Source organism: Vibrio sp. S12_S33, from assembly GCF_963889785.1.
GTDB classification, from domain to species: domain Bacteria; phylum Pseudomonadota; class Gammaproteobacteria; order Enterobacterales; family Vibrionaceae; genus Vibrio; species Vibrio aestuarianus.
On the sequence record NZ_CAWPQZ010000018.1, the window covers coordinates 1 to 15066 of the forward strand.

11 protein-coding genes and 4 tRNA genes are annotated in these 15066 nt (G+C 42.8%); 3 read left to right on the top strand and 12 right to left on the bottom strand.

Annotated features, from left to right (window positions below; all coding sequences use genetic code 11):
• Positions 1-152: 152 nt before the first annotated feature.
• Positions 153-803, bottom strand: coding sequence for a thiopurine S-methyltransferase (locus AACW06_RS10155; protein WP_192074969.1), 651 nt, complete (start codon positions 801-803; stop codon positions 153-155).
• Between the two features lie 350 nt (positions 804-1153).
• Between AACW06_RS10155 and AACW06_RS10160 the strand changes: the two genes are divergently transcribed.
• Positions 1154-1930: a phosphoribosylglycinamide formyltransferase gene (locus tag AACW06_RS10160; RefSeq protein WP_192074970.1), complete on the top strand. Its 777-nt coding sequence runs from the start codon at positions 1154-1156 to the stop codon at positions 1928-1930.
• Positions 1931-1986: 56 nt separating this feature from the next.
• Here the strand turns inward: AACW06_RS10160 and ihfA are convergent, their stop codons facing one another.
• From ihfA to pheS, 3 genes are all read right to left on the bottom strand, one after another.
• On the bottom strand, positions 1987-2283 hold the full coding sequence (ihfA, locus tag AACW06_RS10165; protein ID WP_053309362.1) for an integration host factor subunit alpha: 297 nt from the start codon (positions 2281-2283) through the stop codon (positions 1987-1989).
• 418 nt (positions 2284-2701) lie between these two features.
• Complete coding sequence (gene pheT / locus AACW06_RS10170) at positions 2702-5089, bottom strand: phenylalanine--tRNA ligase subunit beta (RefSeq protein WP_192074971.1); 2388 nt, start codon at positions 5087-5089, stop codon at positions 2702-2704.
• A gap of 19 nt (positions 5090-5108) precedes the next feature.
• Positions 5109-6092: a phenylalanine--tRNA ligase subunit alpha gene (pheS, locus tag AACW06_RS10175; protein ID WP_192074972.1), complete on the bottom strand. Its 984-nt coding sequence runs from the start codon at positions 6090-6092 to the stop codon at positions 5109-5111.
• 251 nt (positions 6093-6343) lie between these two features.
• Here pheS and AACW06_RS10180 point away from each other — a divergent pair, with 251 nt between their 5' ends.
• Positions 6344-6826, top strand: a complete 483-nt coding sequence (locus tag AACW06_RS10180) for a GNAT family N-acetyltransferase (protein ID WP_192074973.1) — start codon at positions 6344-6346, stop codon at positions 6824-6826.
• On the opposite strand, the gene AACW06_RS10185 is transcribed toward AACW06_RS10180, so the two are convergent.
• The 8 genes from AACW06_RS10185 to uvrY all read right to left on the bottom strand — a co-directional run bounded on the left by AACW06_RS10185 (position 6827) and on the right by uvrY (position 12228).
• Positions 6827-7936 (bottom strand): bacteriohemerythrin, encoded by a 1110-nt coding sequence (locus AACW06_RS10185; protein WP_192074974.1) that lies wholly within the window; start codon positions 7934-7936, stop codon positions 6827-6829. It lies immediately after the preceding gene.
• A 531-nt stretch (positions 7937-8467) separates the two neighbouring features.
• A tRNA-Gly gene (locus AACW06_RS10190) sits at positions 8468-8543 on the bottom strand.
• Between the two features lie 23 nt (positions 8544-8566).
• Positions 8567-8653: transfer RNA gene (locus AACW06_RS10195), tRNA-Leu, on the bottom strand.
• 86 nt (positions 8654-8739) lie between these two features.
• Positions 8740-8815: transfer RNA gene (locus AACW06_RS10200), tRNA-Gly, on the bottom strand.
• A 3-nt stretch (positions 8816-8818) separates the two neighbouring features.
• Positions 8819-8892: transfer RNA gene (locus AACW06_RS10205), tRNA-Cys, on the bottom strand.
• A 255-nt stretch (positions 8893-9147) separates the two neighbouring features.
• Complete coding sequence (gene pgsA, locus AACW06_RS10210; RefSeq protein ID WP_192074975.1) at positions 9148-9705, bottom strand: CDP-diacylglycerol--glycerol-3-phosphate 3-phosphatidyltransferase; 558 nt, start codon at positions 9703-9705, stop codon at positions 9148-9150.
• 46 nt (positions 9706-9751) lie between these two features.
• Entirely contained in the window at positions 9752-11584 is a 1833-nt protein-coding gene (gene uvrC, locus AACW06_RS10215; RefSeq protein WP_192074976.1) for an excinuclease ABC subunit UvrC, read from the bottom strand.
• Complete coding sequence (gene uvrY, locus AACW06_RS10220; RefSeq protein ID WP_192074977.1) at positions 11584-12228, bottom strand: UvrY/SirA/GacA family response regulator transcription factor; 645 nt, start codon at positions 12226-12228, stop codon at positions 11584-11586. The genes uvrC and uvrY overlap by 1 nt, the downstream gene beginning before the upstream one ends.
• 441 nt (positions 12229-12669) lie before the next feature.
• Here uvrY and AACW06_RS10225 point away from each other — a divergent pair, with 441 nt between their 5' ends.
• Complete coding sequence (locus AACW06_RS10225) at positions 12670-15033, top strand: DNA polymerase II (protein ID WP_192074978.1); 2364 nt, start codon at positions 12670-12672, stop codon at positions 15031-15033.
• Positions 15034-15066 lie beyond the last annotated feature (33 nt).

Genomic DNA, 15066 nt, shown 5'->3' on the forward strand with positions numbered 1-15066 from the left:
GTTGATGATATCGAGGGCTTGAGAAACGTGCATAAAAAAATCCGATAAACAATGTCTATCGGATTTTTACATAAAGGTAGGATCATTCAACTGATCTGCCGATTAAAGTCTTAACTGATCGGCATTATAGGCAGATACCCTGCCTATTCTATTTAATTTGCTTCAATAAGCCATACGTCTTCAGCAAAACGAGTCAACCCTTGCTTATTAATTTTAGGATGTAATTCATCGGCATCATCACGTAACAAATGGGTCACAGTATAACCCGAATACAACTGGCGTATTTCCTCTTCAGACACACTAAAAGGAGGGCCAGACATTTCATCTTGAACATAATCCAAACTAACCAACAAAATACGACCTTTTGGCTTTAAAAGTGATTTTAGCCTATTAGCGTATTCAATTCGCATTTCTGGCGGCAAAGCAACCAAAGCCGCTCGATCATAGATGATATCAACCGCCTCAATAGGGGCTGTAAAATAGTCACCTGAATAGATCGATAATTCATCAAACTGGTAAAGTTCATGCCAGCTATTGATACGTGTCACTTGTGGTGTATAAAAATGTTCGGAAAAAAATGAACGAACCGCGATTTCACTCAGCTCTACACCTTGAACGACATCATGCTTGGAAGCTAACCAGATCAGATCTTCACTTTTTCCGCACAAAGGAACAAATACGCTATCTTCTCGCTGCGGCTTAGTATGCACCCAAAACTCAATCAACAATGGGTTCACATCCTCTAAGTGGAAACCTATTTGATTAGCAGCCCATTTATTGTGCCAAAATTCAGGATCTTTCATCTTATTGCTTGCTCTCATCACTCATATATACGTGCCGTTAAACGACGTAAATTCACTAGCCTAACCTATCTATTGCGCATCCGGTAGCATCAAAACAAATTCATTCATGTTTGGTTAATCTTCACCCGCTACACTTAGTTACAACTTGATGAGAACAAAACCACTGCACTAAAGTCAAACTACGTGAGCAACTTCAAAGTTAACAGTTTTGCTGATTCATCAAGGTTGAGTTTCACTGATTGAACCCAAGATAGTCTTTAGACATCTCCGGTTCGTTGCATAATTCGAGCTAGACGTTTTTAGGATCTTTTAAGTTTCCCTTTTGCCTAAACGTCCCGTAAGGAGAGTCAATGAGCTTATTTCTACGAACCACAGCATTGATGCTACTGGTATTAAGCCGTGCACCAGCGTTTGCTGCTGTTTCACTGATTTCGGAAAGTGTTCCTGAAGTCAACGAGTCTCAACAAGACCAATTATCATCAAAACTCTTCAAACATAGCCTTAGCGGTCTCTATGGCATTCAGTCGACCAACACCCAGCCTTTGCAACCATATAACGACTTTGAAGTACTCTATAGCAAAGCGCATCAAGCTCAGTTTGAACTTGAAACGCTATGTAAAAGTGCTGCGCTATTAACGTCAACCGAAGCGTATTTCGCGGGTGTTAAATCAAGAGATCGCGCACTGACAAAAATTGCACATGAACTCGATGGGCGCGCAGATAGGATTACCGATTTAGCTCGAGCAACCATTGTCGCTAACGACGTACCTAGCTTGGTTGAAGCCTATGAAGTACTCAACCGTGAAGCAACAATTGTTAAAGTAAAAAATCGTTTTAAATCGCCAGGTACTTCTGGCTATCGCGATTTAAACTTATTAATACAACTGCCTAAGACCAATGTCATTGCTGAGGTACAATTACACCTCAAAGCGATTGCCGATGTGAAAAATGGCCCAGAGCATGAACTTTATGAAAAAATCCAACAATTTGAACGTAACGCTGCCAGCGAACGCCGTGCGTTGAATGAATTTGAAATTGCGAAGATAGCTCAGTTCAGACGTCAATCTATAGAGCTTTATCAAAATGCATGGCAGCCTTACATAACTACTCATATTCAAGCAGCTTAAGACTCAATTTAGGATAAATGCAAAAAGACCACGCTAGGCGTGGTCTATTGCTCGGTCTATTTTTCGACTTTAATGTTCTCGACTCGGGCTTTCAATTTCTGCCCTGGGCGGAACGTTACGACACGTCGAGCGGAGATAGGAATATCCTCACCTGTTTTTGGGTTTCGACCCGGACGTTCATTTTTGTCTCGAAGATCAAAATTACCAAAACCAGATAGTTTTACCTGTTCGCCACTTTCAAGCGCCTTACGAATCTCTTCGAAAAACACTTCAACCGTTTCCTTGGCATCCCGTTTACTGTATCCAAGCTTTTCAAACAGGTTTTCAGCCAATTCGGCCTTTGTGAGCGCCATAAAACTTCCCTCAAAGCTATGTTAAACCTTGCTGCCAGTCAGCAGCACCGAAGCATTTTCGCTTAGCCAATCAACAACCTATCGGCTCTACTTGAAAAGTGTATGCCAAGCTTCTGATTTTCGCCAACTTTTTTATTCTCAACAAAATTAATAATTTCATCAAAAAGACGCATATCATGGCCATACAGCTAGTGTTTGGTATTGACGATTTCAAAAAAGTACTGATAATTTAGTAGTTTATGTCGAATTCACAAACCGACACAGAATTTCACACTACGGACAACTATCATTATTTTTTTATGAAAAAATTTATTTTCTATAAAATCATAGACTTGTTGGCTGGAAAATTCATTGTTCAACGCATAAAAAAGCAGGCTCTAATGAGCCTGCTACCTGTAACTAATTTGTTAAGTCGTGATCAATCACGCAGTGCGGCACCATATTGCTCACCAATAGCAGAGACAATAGCGTCTACCGCGCTAACAATATCGGCTTCTTCTAATGTACGCTCAAGCGACTGAAGGTTAAGCGCAATAGCCAAGCTCTTCTTACCCTCTTCCACGCCTTTGCCTACGTAAACGTCAAACAGTTTTGCGTCTTTTAGCAATTCACCACCAGCTGCACGACATGCATTTACTATGTCGCCTGATGCTACTGAGTCATCGACAACCAATGCGATATCACGACGGTTAGATGGGAACTTAGAAAGTGAAACTGCTTCTGGAATTACTCTGCTGTCAACCGCAGACCACTCAATCTCAAATACGACCGTACGACCATTCAAACCAAACTTGCGTTCAAGTTCTGGATGCACAGTACCAATCACACCGATAACTTCGCCATCAAGAATAACCGCAGCAGATTGCCCAGGGTGTAACGCAGGGTGCTTAACCGCTGTAAAGCTGTATGCTTTACCATTAGCCGTTAGTTCTAGAATCGCTTCTAGGTCGCCTTTCAAGTCAAAAAAGTCAACCGTTGCCGTTTCCATATTCCAATGTTCTTCACCACGAGTGCCTGAGATAACACCCGCTAGCATCGGTTCTTGACGCATGCCATTTTCTGCCGTTGCTTCAGGAATAAAACGCAGGCCATATTCGAATAAACGAACACGTGGCTGCTGACGTTTTTGGTTATGAACAACAGTATTTAATAGGCCTTGAATTAGGCCTAGACGCATAGCTGACATATCCGCAGAGATTGGATTTGGCAGAACCAATGGCTCAACACTAGGAACCATTAATTTTTGCTGTTCAGGTTCAACAAAGCTGTAAGTAATAGCTTCATGATAACCACGATCAACCAGAAGGTTACGAACGCGTTTAAGCGGTAAGTTAGCTTCTTTATGATCATTCATGCTTAACGCAGCAATAGGGGCTTGATTTGGGATGTTGTTGTAGCCGTATATACGACCCACTTCTTCGACCAAGTCTTGCTCTATCGCGATATCGAAACGCCATGTCGGTGCGGTTGCACTCCAACCTTCATTAGTCACTTCTACCGTCAAACCAAGACGCTGTAGAATCTCTACAACATCAGCATCTGAGATAGAGTGGCCGAGCAAATTGTCTAACTTAGTACGACGTAATGTAACCGTATTTGGCGTTGGAAGGTCTGTTGCAGACTCTACAGCAACCACAGGCGCGACTTCACCACCACAGATTTCAACTAGAAGCTCTGTTGCGCGCTCCATTGCGTTTGCTTGTAGTGCATAGTCAACACCACGTTCAAAACGCATTGAAGAATCTGTATGTAAGCCATAGCTGCGCGCACGACCACGAATATGATCCGGTGCAAAGAATGCACACTCTAGCAATACATCTTTTGTTTCTGAACTAACGCCCGATCCTTCGCCACCAAAAATGCCCGCAATCGCTAATGCTTTATTGTGGTCGGCAACTACGAGTGTATCTGCATTTAATTCAGCTTCCGTACCATCAAGAAGCGTTAGCTTTTCACCTTGCTCAGCCAAACGAACAACAATACCACCATCGATCTTAGCTAGATCAAAAGCATGCATTGGTTGGCCTTGTTCTAGCAAAACGTAGTTTGTAATATCCACGACAGGGTCGATAGAGCGAATACCACAACGACGCAGTTTTTCCTGCATCCATAGTGGGGTTTGCGCTTGAACATTCACATTCTTAACTACTCGGCCAAGATAACGTGGACATGCTGCTGGTGCTTGCACATCAATAGCGACAACATCATCAATAGATGGCGTAACGCCTTTAGCCATTGGCTCTGTAACATCTGCACGGTTTAGAACGCCAACTTCACGCGCAAGACCACGAATACTGAAGCAGTCTGCGCGGTTAGCGGTTAAATCTACGTCTACCGTTACATCATCGAGATTAAGGAATTGACGGAAATCGGTACCGATAACGGCATCTTCAGCCAATTCCATAATACCATCTGATTCAACGTCAATACCTAGCTCAGTAAATGAGCAAAGCATACCGTGAGAAGGTTGACCACGTAATTTTGCTTTTTTGATTTTGAAATCGCCTGGCAGCACGGCGCCAACCGTAGCCACTGCAACTTTAATTCCTTGACGGCAGTTAGATGCACCACAAACGATGTCCAGTAGTTCTTCTTCTCCAACGTCAACTTTGGTGACGCGCAATTTGTCTGCGTCAGGGTGTTGAGCACACTCAACAACCAGGCCTACTTTTACGCCAGTGAATTCGCCAGCTACAGGTAGAACATCGTCTACTTCTAAGCCAGCCATTGTGATTTGGTGTGTTAACTCGTCAGTTGTAACCGCAGGGCTTACCCACTCACGAAGCCATGATTCGCTGAATTTCATTGTATCTCTACCCTTTGAATTACTTGAACTGTTTAAGGAAACGTAAGTCGTTCTCGAAGAACGCACGTAGGTCATTCACGCCATAACGAAGCATCGTCAAACGTTCAACACCCATACCGAAAGCAAAACCAGAGTATTTTTCAGGGTCAATACCAACACTACGAAGTACATTCGGGTGGACCATACCGCAACCTAAAACTTCAAGCCACTTACCGTTTTTACCTTTTACATCCACTTCTGCTGAAGGCTCTGTAAACGGGAAATAAGACGGGCGGAAACGAACCTCAACTTCTTCTTCAAAGAAATTACATAGGAAATCGTTGAGAATACCTTTTAGCTGCGCAAAGTTTACATTCTCATCAACTAACATACCTTCTACTTGGTGGAACATTGGCGTGTGAGTTTGATCGTAATCATTACGGTAAACGCGACCTGGGGCGATAAAGCGGAAAGGTGGCTTGCCGTTTTCCATGGTACGAATTTGCACACCAGAAGTATGGGTGCGCAGCATCAAATCAGGGTTGAAGAAGAAGGTGTCGTGATCAGTACGAGCTGGGTGATCTTCCGCAATATTCAACGCGTCAAAGTTGTGAAACGCATCTTCAATTTCTGGACCAGACTCAGTATTAAAACCAAGCTCACCAAAGAATTGTTCAATACGCTCAACAGTGCGAGTCACTGGGTGAAGACCACCATTTTCAATACGGCGACCAGGCAAAGTAACATCGATGGTTTCAGCGGCTAATTTCGCTTCTAGTTCAGCACGTTGTAGCTCATCTTTACGAGCGGCAATCGCTTGTTGAACCGTTCCTTTTGCAACGTTGATCTCTTGACCTGCTGCACGACGTTCTTCTGGTGGCAATTTACCCAAGCTTTGGAGTTGAGTCGTTAACTCACCTTTTTTGCCTAGGTACTGAACACGCACTTCATCAAGTGCGACTAACGAATTCGCAGCGTTGATCGCAGCGGTCGCATTAGCAATAATCTCTTCTAGATGTTGCATCGTTTCCTCATCTACCCATTGGTAGTGTCCGTATCGGATGTTTTGTATTTTTCAGATAGCTACACATAGTATCTAAAGCCACAACTAAAGCCAAATTGAAATGATATCAAGCCTTTCTATTGATGAAAAAAAACACATTATCTTTGCTTTGTTGATTTGTCGCGGTCAACACATCCATCAATAACTTGATATTTCCATTCGTAAGACCAATAACTATACCCAAACAATCATGTTTAATAAGAGAAACACATATGGACATTACCATTACTGAAATCACACCCACCGATGATCAAGATATCTGTCACATCATCAAATCGGTAGGTGCAGAATTTGGCGCTGTTGGTGAGGGTTTTGGCCCTTCAGATTCAGAAGTTGAACAAATGAGCCAATACTACGGCATAGACACAAAAAGTATTTATCTGGTCGCAAAAATGGATGGAAAAGTAATGGGGGGGGCTGGTATCGCTGCATTTAATGGCAGTCAAGAGGTTTGCGAACTCAAAAAATTGTTTTTGTTGCCTGAAAGTCGCGGCCACGGATTAGGGATAAAACTCAGTGAAGCCTGCATCAAATACGCTAAAGATATGAGCTATCAATCATGTTATTTAGACACATTATCCAATATGACATCGGCCATTCGTCTATATGAGAAACTTGGGTTTTCCCACTTAAATAAGCCGATGGTGGGTACGGAGCACAATGGTTGCGATGTCTGGATGATCAAGGAGCTTTAGTTACATCGTTGGATAAACGCAATTCTTACCAGCTTGTTTAGCCTTATACAGTGCGTTATCCGCCTCTTTGATTAATTCATCGTATATTTTCATATCGGCACTGATTGCCGCGACACCAATACTGATACTTCCACGCCAATCTGTTGCCCCTGTGCTAACACGCATTTTAGAAACACGTTGGCGTGTTGATTCAGCGATATGCAGGCCGCTTTTTAGATCAGTATGCGGGCATATAACGAAAAACTCATCGCCACCAAGACGACACACAATGTCATCGCTACGAAAGGCATCTTTTAATTCGTGAGCCAGCTCAATCAACACCTTATCTCCTGCATCATGACCACAGCTATCATTAATTACTTTAAAATGATCGGCATCGATCATGATGCAAACTAATGGATATTGATGTTGCACAGCTTCTGTCCAACATACATGCAAGTGATGCATAGCACTACGACGATTAGGAAGCGACGTTAGTGCATCGGTTAGCGACAACTCTTCTAAACGTTGATTCGCCTCTAATAGCTGTTTAGTCCGTTCCTCAACTTTATATTCAAGTGATTGATTAAGTTTTAATAGCTCCTTATTGCGCATCGATACTTGTTCAAATAAACCATTCAACGCATTTAGCAGTGGCTCTGTTGCAGAGTCTCGCTGCCGTTCTTCTTGTCTGTACGCCTCTTCAGGCGATTGACCTGACTCAATAGCCTTTATCTGCAGAGCCAAGTTTTGATCAATACCGAGTATGTGATAAGCCAACCAGTGAATTAAAAAATCTAACAATTGCCCTGCCGAGCCGTCATCCTGTTGACGAATAAAACTCTGCATACTAGCAACTTCAGCTATAAAAGCTCTATGGACCTTAACATGCTGTTCTATATGACTAGGATAAACTCCTTTGTCTCTCATCAATTGCTCTTCTTCCTTAAAATGGAATTCGGCATATCGAGAAAGTTCAAAAAGTGCGACTCGAACATCTTCCTCTGCAATATTATTTTCAGAAATAAGCGCGCCATATTGGTTGATGATCCCAACCAAATATTGATGTTGTTCATCAACATCGCCAATTCCCGTTTCAAAATGTTTATCCCAAAGAAATGATTTCGTCACACTATCCACCCATAAAGCCTGCAACCATACAGACAATAAACACTAATCCATGAAAATATATACCCAAGCTACTAGGAGTTGCAGGTTGTCGGCAAGTGAGAGAATCCCCATGAGCATAGATAAACTATGTGATTGGGGTGAGCAAACGTAGCCAACACCGCTGCAACTTCAAATAGGAAGGGTGCAGTAGAATTATATATCAATTTATTCACAGCAACTGAGTCAGAAATGAAAACTATATGCTCTCTATCAGCATCATCGATCACAGATTTGAAATTTAAGATAGGGGAACAAAAGCGTGACCTCAACCTTGGCAAGATTGCGCTACGCGCAGGAAAAATGCTAAGTATTTAGATGTAAAAAAGCCCCAGCATTTCTGCTGAGGCTTTAATTTTGGAGCAACACACGAGGTTCGCTTTCTTTTGAACTAAAAGCGTGACCTCAACCTTGCCAAGATTGCGCTACGCGTAGGAAAAATGCTGAGTATTTAGATGTAAAAAAGCCCCAGCATTTTTGCTGAGGCTTTAATTTTGGAGCGACACACGAGGTTCGAACTCGTGACCTCAACCTTGGCAAGGTTGCGCTCTACCAACTGAGCTAGTGTCGCATACTGCTTATGCAGTTAAAAGATGGTGCCCCGGGCCGGACTTGAACCGGCACGACTCGAAAGTCGAGGGATTTTAAATCCCTTGTGTCTACCAATTTCACCACCAGGGCACGCAATTCTTGATTGCGATGCTGTTTACAAAATTAAGTAACACCATCTTAAAGATATCGAAATTAAATTCAATATCGCAAAATTTTGGAGCGACACACGAGGTTCGAACTCGTGACCTCAACCTTGGCAAGGTTGCGCTCTACCAACTGAGCTAGTGTCGCAAATGGAGGCGCGTCCCGGAGTCGAACCGAGGTCCACGGATTTGCAATCCGCTGCATAGCCCCTCTGCCAACGCGCCTCTGCCACTTCAATCGAAGCGCTATTTTGTTGCGTTCCTCTTGAGTACGGGATGCATTCTACGGATTCGATGAAATGAGTCAACACTATTTTTTTAGTTTTTAAATCGTTTGACTACTTTGCATTCAAAAACAGCTGATTTGCTCAATTTAATAGCAAAATATGGCGTCATTTCCATGAGATAACTGTACTTTACCGCAGATAAAAACCGATAACAGAACCGACTAAACGTAAAAAACGGGCCGTAGCCCGTTATTTAATGATGTTCTTCATTGAGGAGGTCATCTTTGGCCGCCATCAAATATTGAGCCATAGACCAATAGGTCAAAACTGTGGCAACATAAAGCGCAGCATAACCTAACCAGATCATCCAATCATCATAGCGCCAGATAAGGATCCATAGAGCGAACATCTGCGTACCGGTTTTAACTTTCCCCACCCAAGAAACAGCGACACTTGCACGTTTGCCAATTTCTGCCATCCACTCTCTTAGTGCGGAGATAATAATTTCACGAGCAATCATTGTGACCGCAGGAATCGTAATCCAAATACTATGATAATGTTCAGTAATTAAAATAAGCGCTGTAGCAACTAAGACTTTATCAGCAACAGGATCGATAAAAGCACCAAAACGAGAGGTTTGGCCTAGTTTACGCGCCAACATTCCATCAAGCCAATCGGTAAACCCTGCGACCCAAAACACCATTGCTGCCGCAAAAGGCCCCCAGCCATAAGGAAGGTAGAATACAACGACAAATATCGGTATTAGGAAAAGTCGTAGCAAAGACAAAATGTTGGGAATATTTAAACGCATATTTTTAGGCTCTTATCCATGGCGCGTTAATGTTGCGTCATTTTACTTATTGTTTCAATGCCTGATAAATGTTTTCAGCTAAAGAATGGCTGATCCCCGGCACTTTGGCGATTTCTTCAACAGTTGCCCGCTTCAACTCTTGTAATCCACCCATATACTTTAATAAGGATTGTCGACGCTTTGGTCCTACCCCTTCAATCTCTTCTAACGCACTCGTTCTACGGGTTTTTCCGCGCTTAGCTCGATGACCAGCAATGGCATGATTGTGGCTTTCATCCCGAATATGTTGGATAAGGTGTAAAGCAGGCGCATCACTAGGAAGATTAAACTCCTCACCTTCTATGGTCACAAGTGTTTCCAAGCCCGGTTTACGAGTTATCCCTTTAGCAATACCAATCAATATCGGCCTTTTAGGCCAATCTTGCCAATGCGTGGTGATGATTTGATGCGCTCGATTGAGTTGGCCTTTACCGCCATCAATAAAAATCACATCCGGTATTTTTTCGACATCAATTTGTTTTGAATATCGACGTTCTAGTACCTGCCCCATCGCGGCGTAGTCATCACCTCCGGTAATGCCAGTGATGTTATAACGACGATATTCTTGCTTCACCGGACCTTCTTGATTAAAGACCACGCAAGATGCAATGGTGCTTTCTCCCATGGTGTGCGAAATATCAAAACACTCCATGCGCATAATATTTTCAACGCCTAATTCCGACTGAAGTGCTTTAAAACGCTGGCCGATGGTCATCCGATGATTAATTTTGGTTGTAATTGCGGTCAATGCATTGGTGTTCGCCAATTTCAAGTATCGACCACGTGTACCAGTAGGGCTAACATGAAAAGAGATTTTACGACCAGCGACACTTTGCAATGCATCTTGTAATGGCTTTGCATCTTCAAGCAGTCCTGAATTTAAAATCATGCGGCTAGGGATCGTACGAGCCTCATTGTGGTTTAAATAGTATTGACTTAAAAAGCTATCGAACACCTCTTCTTGAGTGGTGTTATTGGGAATTTTAGGGAAATGGCTGCGGCTTCCGAGGATTTTACCTTGGCGGATCATTAAAATATGAATACACGCAATGCCACTTTCTTGAGAAAAACCTAAGACATCCATATCGTCCATACTATCTTCGGAAACAAACTGCTGCTCTTGAACGCGTCGTATAGCTTGAATTTGATCTCGAAATTGAGCCGCTTGCTCAAATTGAAGCGTTTGGCTCGCTTGCTCCATTTTCTGAATCAAGATTTCCAATACTTGGTTGTCTTTGCCTTGCAAGAATAAGCGCACAAAATTGACTAACTCAGCATATTGTTGATCAGAAATGATGCTGCTGACACAAGGCGCAGCACAACGGCCAATTTGATACATTAAGCATGGCCGTGTCCGGTTGCTGTATACCGTATCCTCACACTGCCGAACTGGGAATATTTTCTGGATGAGATGCAAAGATTCCCGAACCGCACCCGAGTCAGGATACGGGCCAAAATACTCTCCTTTGCGCTTTTTTGCACCTCGGTGCAAAGAGAGCCGAGGGTGTTTATGCCCACTGATAAAAATATACGGATAAGACTTGTCATCGCGCAATAACACATTGTATTTAGGCAAATACTGCTTGATATAATTGTGTTCGAGAATCAACGCCTCCGTTTCGGTATGCGTTACGGTAACGTCAATTTTGGCGATATGGCTAACAAGCGCGCGCGTTTTCTCGCTATCGATGTTTTTCCGAAAGTAACTAGAAAGGCGCTTTTTGAGGTCTTTGGCTTTGCCAACATAAATTATATCAGCCTCGGCGTTATACATTCTGTACACACCGGGCTGATTAGTGACTGTTTTAAGGAAAGCCGCCGAATCAAACGGAATCGTCACTACAGGGTCTCAGTGTCTAACATTCCGTGTCGAATAGCTAAGTGAGTCAACTCTACATCACCATTGATAGCCAGTTTGCTGAATAGACGGTAGCGATAACTGTTCACCGTTTTAGGGCTAAGGTTAAGCTGCTCAGAAATATCCGTCACTTTCTGACCTTTAGTGATCATCATCATGATCTGCAACTCTCTTTCTGAGAGATCAGCAAATGGGTTTTCAGAAGCTGGTGAAAATTGGCTTAATGCCATTTGCTGAGCGATCTCTGGTGAAATATAGCGTTGACCGCTATTCACTATCCGAATCGCATTGACCATTTCGTCAGGACCAGCCCCTTTGGTTAAATAACCGGCGGCTCCTGCTTGCATCACTTTGGTAGGAAACGGGTTTTCAGTATGAACAGTCAACACTATAATTTTTACGTCTGGGTTAAAACGTAAAATCTTTTTCGTTGCTTCTAAACCACCGATCCCCGGCATATTCATATCCATTAAAACAACGTCGACATGATTGTTGCGACACCATTTTACAGATTCTTCACCGCTGAGAGCTTCCCCTACTACGTTCATTCCACGGACGTCTTCAATAATACGTCGTATCCCTGTGCGAACCAGCTCGTGATCATCTACAAGGAAAACACTAATCACTCTTGTATCTCCACACTCATCTATTGGCTCTGCACCCACTTGGTAGTGGATAACAGCATGGCTGCCTATATTAACTTAAAATCTGGTTTTTGCTTACACTGAATATGTGCTCTAACCGAAATTTTGGCAAGTACTTATTTACCTTGTTAATCAATCCATGAGAATTTATCAACAAATCAATAGTTTCATTATATTAGCAAATAAGTGTCCATCAATTGAGATCATTTTTTGACAAATTTGAAGCTCACCATAAAAATGCAACCAGACTCATAGCAAAGCAAAATAAAATTAAATCAATCGGTTACTAGTGATTGACATGGCGTATCGAATTACCGTAGACAACAACATGACATTAGCCTAGATATGAGAAGCTAAGTATTTAAATCTGAGCTCTGATATGATGCATCTTAAGAAAATAACTACAATCTGGATCAACCACGCTTGAGTATTCAACAAGGCTTTTTGCTCACTCGTCATGCAAGAGACATCAAAGGTGCCACTTATATCGAACTTTGGCTAGCAACTCCGCAAGGGCCGAGCCAGCTGATCATCCGTGGCGAAAAGCCCGTATTTTTCATCTCCCAACTGGAGATAGAACAGCTTCAGAGTTTGGCAAGCCAACACAACTTGTCTGTCGATTGTAAGGCATTGGAATTAAAAGATTTCGAACATAACCCATTGGCCGCCTGCTATTGCCCGACACTCCACACCTATGCAGCACTGATTACCCTCTTAAAACAGCAACAGATTCAAACCTTAGAAGATGATATCAAGCTGGCCGATCGCTTTCTGATGGAACGCTTCATTAAAGGCAGTGTTGAATTCACTGGTTTACTCACTCAACAAAGCCGTTATTTAAAAGTTGAACAGGCCAAATGTCGCCCTGGGCATTACATTCCTAGCCTCAAAGTTGTCTCTCTCGACTTAGAATGCTCAGAAAAAGGTATTCTCTACTCAATTGGCTTTGATAGCCCAATGGATAGCCGTGTGATTATGATTGGCGAACCGCAGCCCAGTGAAACAGCGATCCAATGGGTAAAAGATGAACGTGCCTTATTGCAAGCGCTTATCGACTGGTTTAAGGCGTTTGATCCGGACGTCATCATTGGTTGGAATGTAATTGACTTTGACTTCCGGTTATTACACAAACGAGCAGAATGGCACAACACCAAATTAACCATCGGACGTGGTAATCAACACAGCTTCTTTCGTACTTCAAACCAAAGTCAGCAAGGTTTTATCACCATTCCAGGACGTGTAGTACTTGATGGAATTGATACTTTAAAAACGGCGACTTACCACTTTCGCTCATGGTCGCTCGAAGCCGTTTCTCAAGAATTACTGGGTGAAGGCAAAGACATCCACAACGTGCATGATCGTATGGATGAAATAAACCGCATGTTTAGAAAAGACAAACCGTCTTTAGCTAAATACAACCTGCAAGACTGTGTGCTGGTAAATAAGATTTTCCAACATACGCATTTACTGGATTTTGCTATAGAGCGCTCACGCCTCACTGGGGTTGAGTTAGATCGCGTTGGTGGTTCAGTGGCTGCATTCACGAATCTGTATCTACCGCAGTTGCATCGTGCCGGTTATATTGCACCCAATTTACAGCCGGAAAACTGGGTTGCTAGCCCTGGTGGCTATGTTATGGATTCTATCCCTAACTTATATGATTCAGTGCTGGTGCTGGATTTTAAGAGTCTTTATCCCGCTATCATCCGCTCATTTCTCATCGACCCGCTAGGGTTAATTGAAGGATTACAGCTCACGGTGGGTAACAATGAAAACGAAGCAGTACCAGGCTTTCGTGGTGGGCAATTTCATCGCAACAAACACTTTCTTCCTGAGATGATCGAAAATTTATGGGCGGCTCGAGATCTCGCTAAGAAGAACAATGAAAAAGCTTTTTCTCAAGCGATAAAAATCATCATGAACTCATTTTATGGGGTATTAGGGTCTTCAGGTTGCCGCTTTTTCGATACACGTTTAGCTTCGAGTATCACTATGCGTGGGCATGAGATCATGAAGCAGACCAAAAAGCTGATTGAAGAAAAGGGTTATCAAGTCATTTACGGTGATACCGATTCAACCTTTGTCTCTTTAGGTGGCGAATTCTCACAGCAGCAAGCGGATCATATCGGCAGCGCACTGGTCGACTTTATTAATCAATGGTGGGCCGAGCATTTACAAGAAGAGTATCAGCTTAGCTCAATTTTAGAGCTTGAATACGAAACCCACTACCGTAAGTTTCTTATGCCAACGATCCGTGGTTCAGAAACTGGCTCTAAAAAACGCTACGCTGGATTAATTGGTGAAGGTGAACAAGAACGGCTGATTTTTAAAGGGCTTGAAAGTGCGAGAACCGACTGGACACCGCTCGCACAACGTTTTCAATATCGGCTGTATTCGATGATTTTTAAAGGTGAAAACCCCGAAGCTTTCATCAGAGAGATTGTCGAGCAAACACAAAGTGGGCAACTCGACCATGAACTGGTTTATCAAAAACGTCTACGACGTAAGCTACATGAATATCAAAAAAATGTGCCACCACAAGTCAGAGCAGCTCGCCTAGCCGATGAGATCAACATGCAACTCGGACGACCACTGCAATATCAAAACCGAGGACGCATCGAGTACTTAATCACTATTAATGGTCCTGAGCCTAAAGAGTATTTAAAAAGCCTTATCGATTATCAGCACTATATCGATAAACAATTACAGCCCGTCGCAGAAGCCATTTTGCCTTTTGTTGAACTGAACTTTGAACAGCTTAGTCAACCTCAGTTGGGCCTCTTCTAAAATAGAGGCTAGCAACGAAATATCTAAGTACTA

Coding starts and splice junctions, on each gene's coding strand:
- AACW06_RS10155 (WP_192074969.1), bottom strand. CDS start 803: ATGAAAGATCCTGAATTTTGGCACAATAAATGGGCTGCTAATCAAATA.
- AACW06_RS10160 (WP_192074970.1), top strand. CDS start 1,154: ATGAGCTTATTTCTACGAACCACAGCATTGATGCTACTGGTATTAAGC.
- ihfA (WP_053309362.1), bottom strand. CDS start 2,283: ATGGCGCTCACAAAGGCCGAATTGGCTGAAAACCTGTTTGAAAAGCTT.
- pheT (WP_192074971.1), bottom strand. CDS start 5,089: ATGAAATTCAGCGAATCATGGCTTCGTGAGTGGGTAAGCCCTGCGGTT.
- pheS (WP_192074972.1), bottom strand. CDS start 6,092: ATGCAACATCTAGAAGAGATTATTGCTAATGCGACCGCTGCGATCAAC.
- AACW06_RS10180 (WP_192074973.1), top strand. CDS start 6,344: ATGGACATTACCATTACTGAAATCACACCCACCGATGATCAAGATATC.
- pgsA (WP_192074975.1), bottom strand. CDS start 9,705: ATGCGTTTAAATATTCCCAACATTTTGTCTTTGCTACGACTTTTCCTA.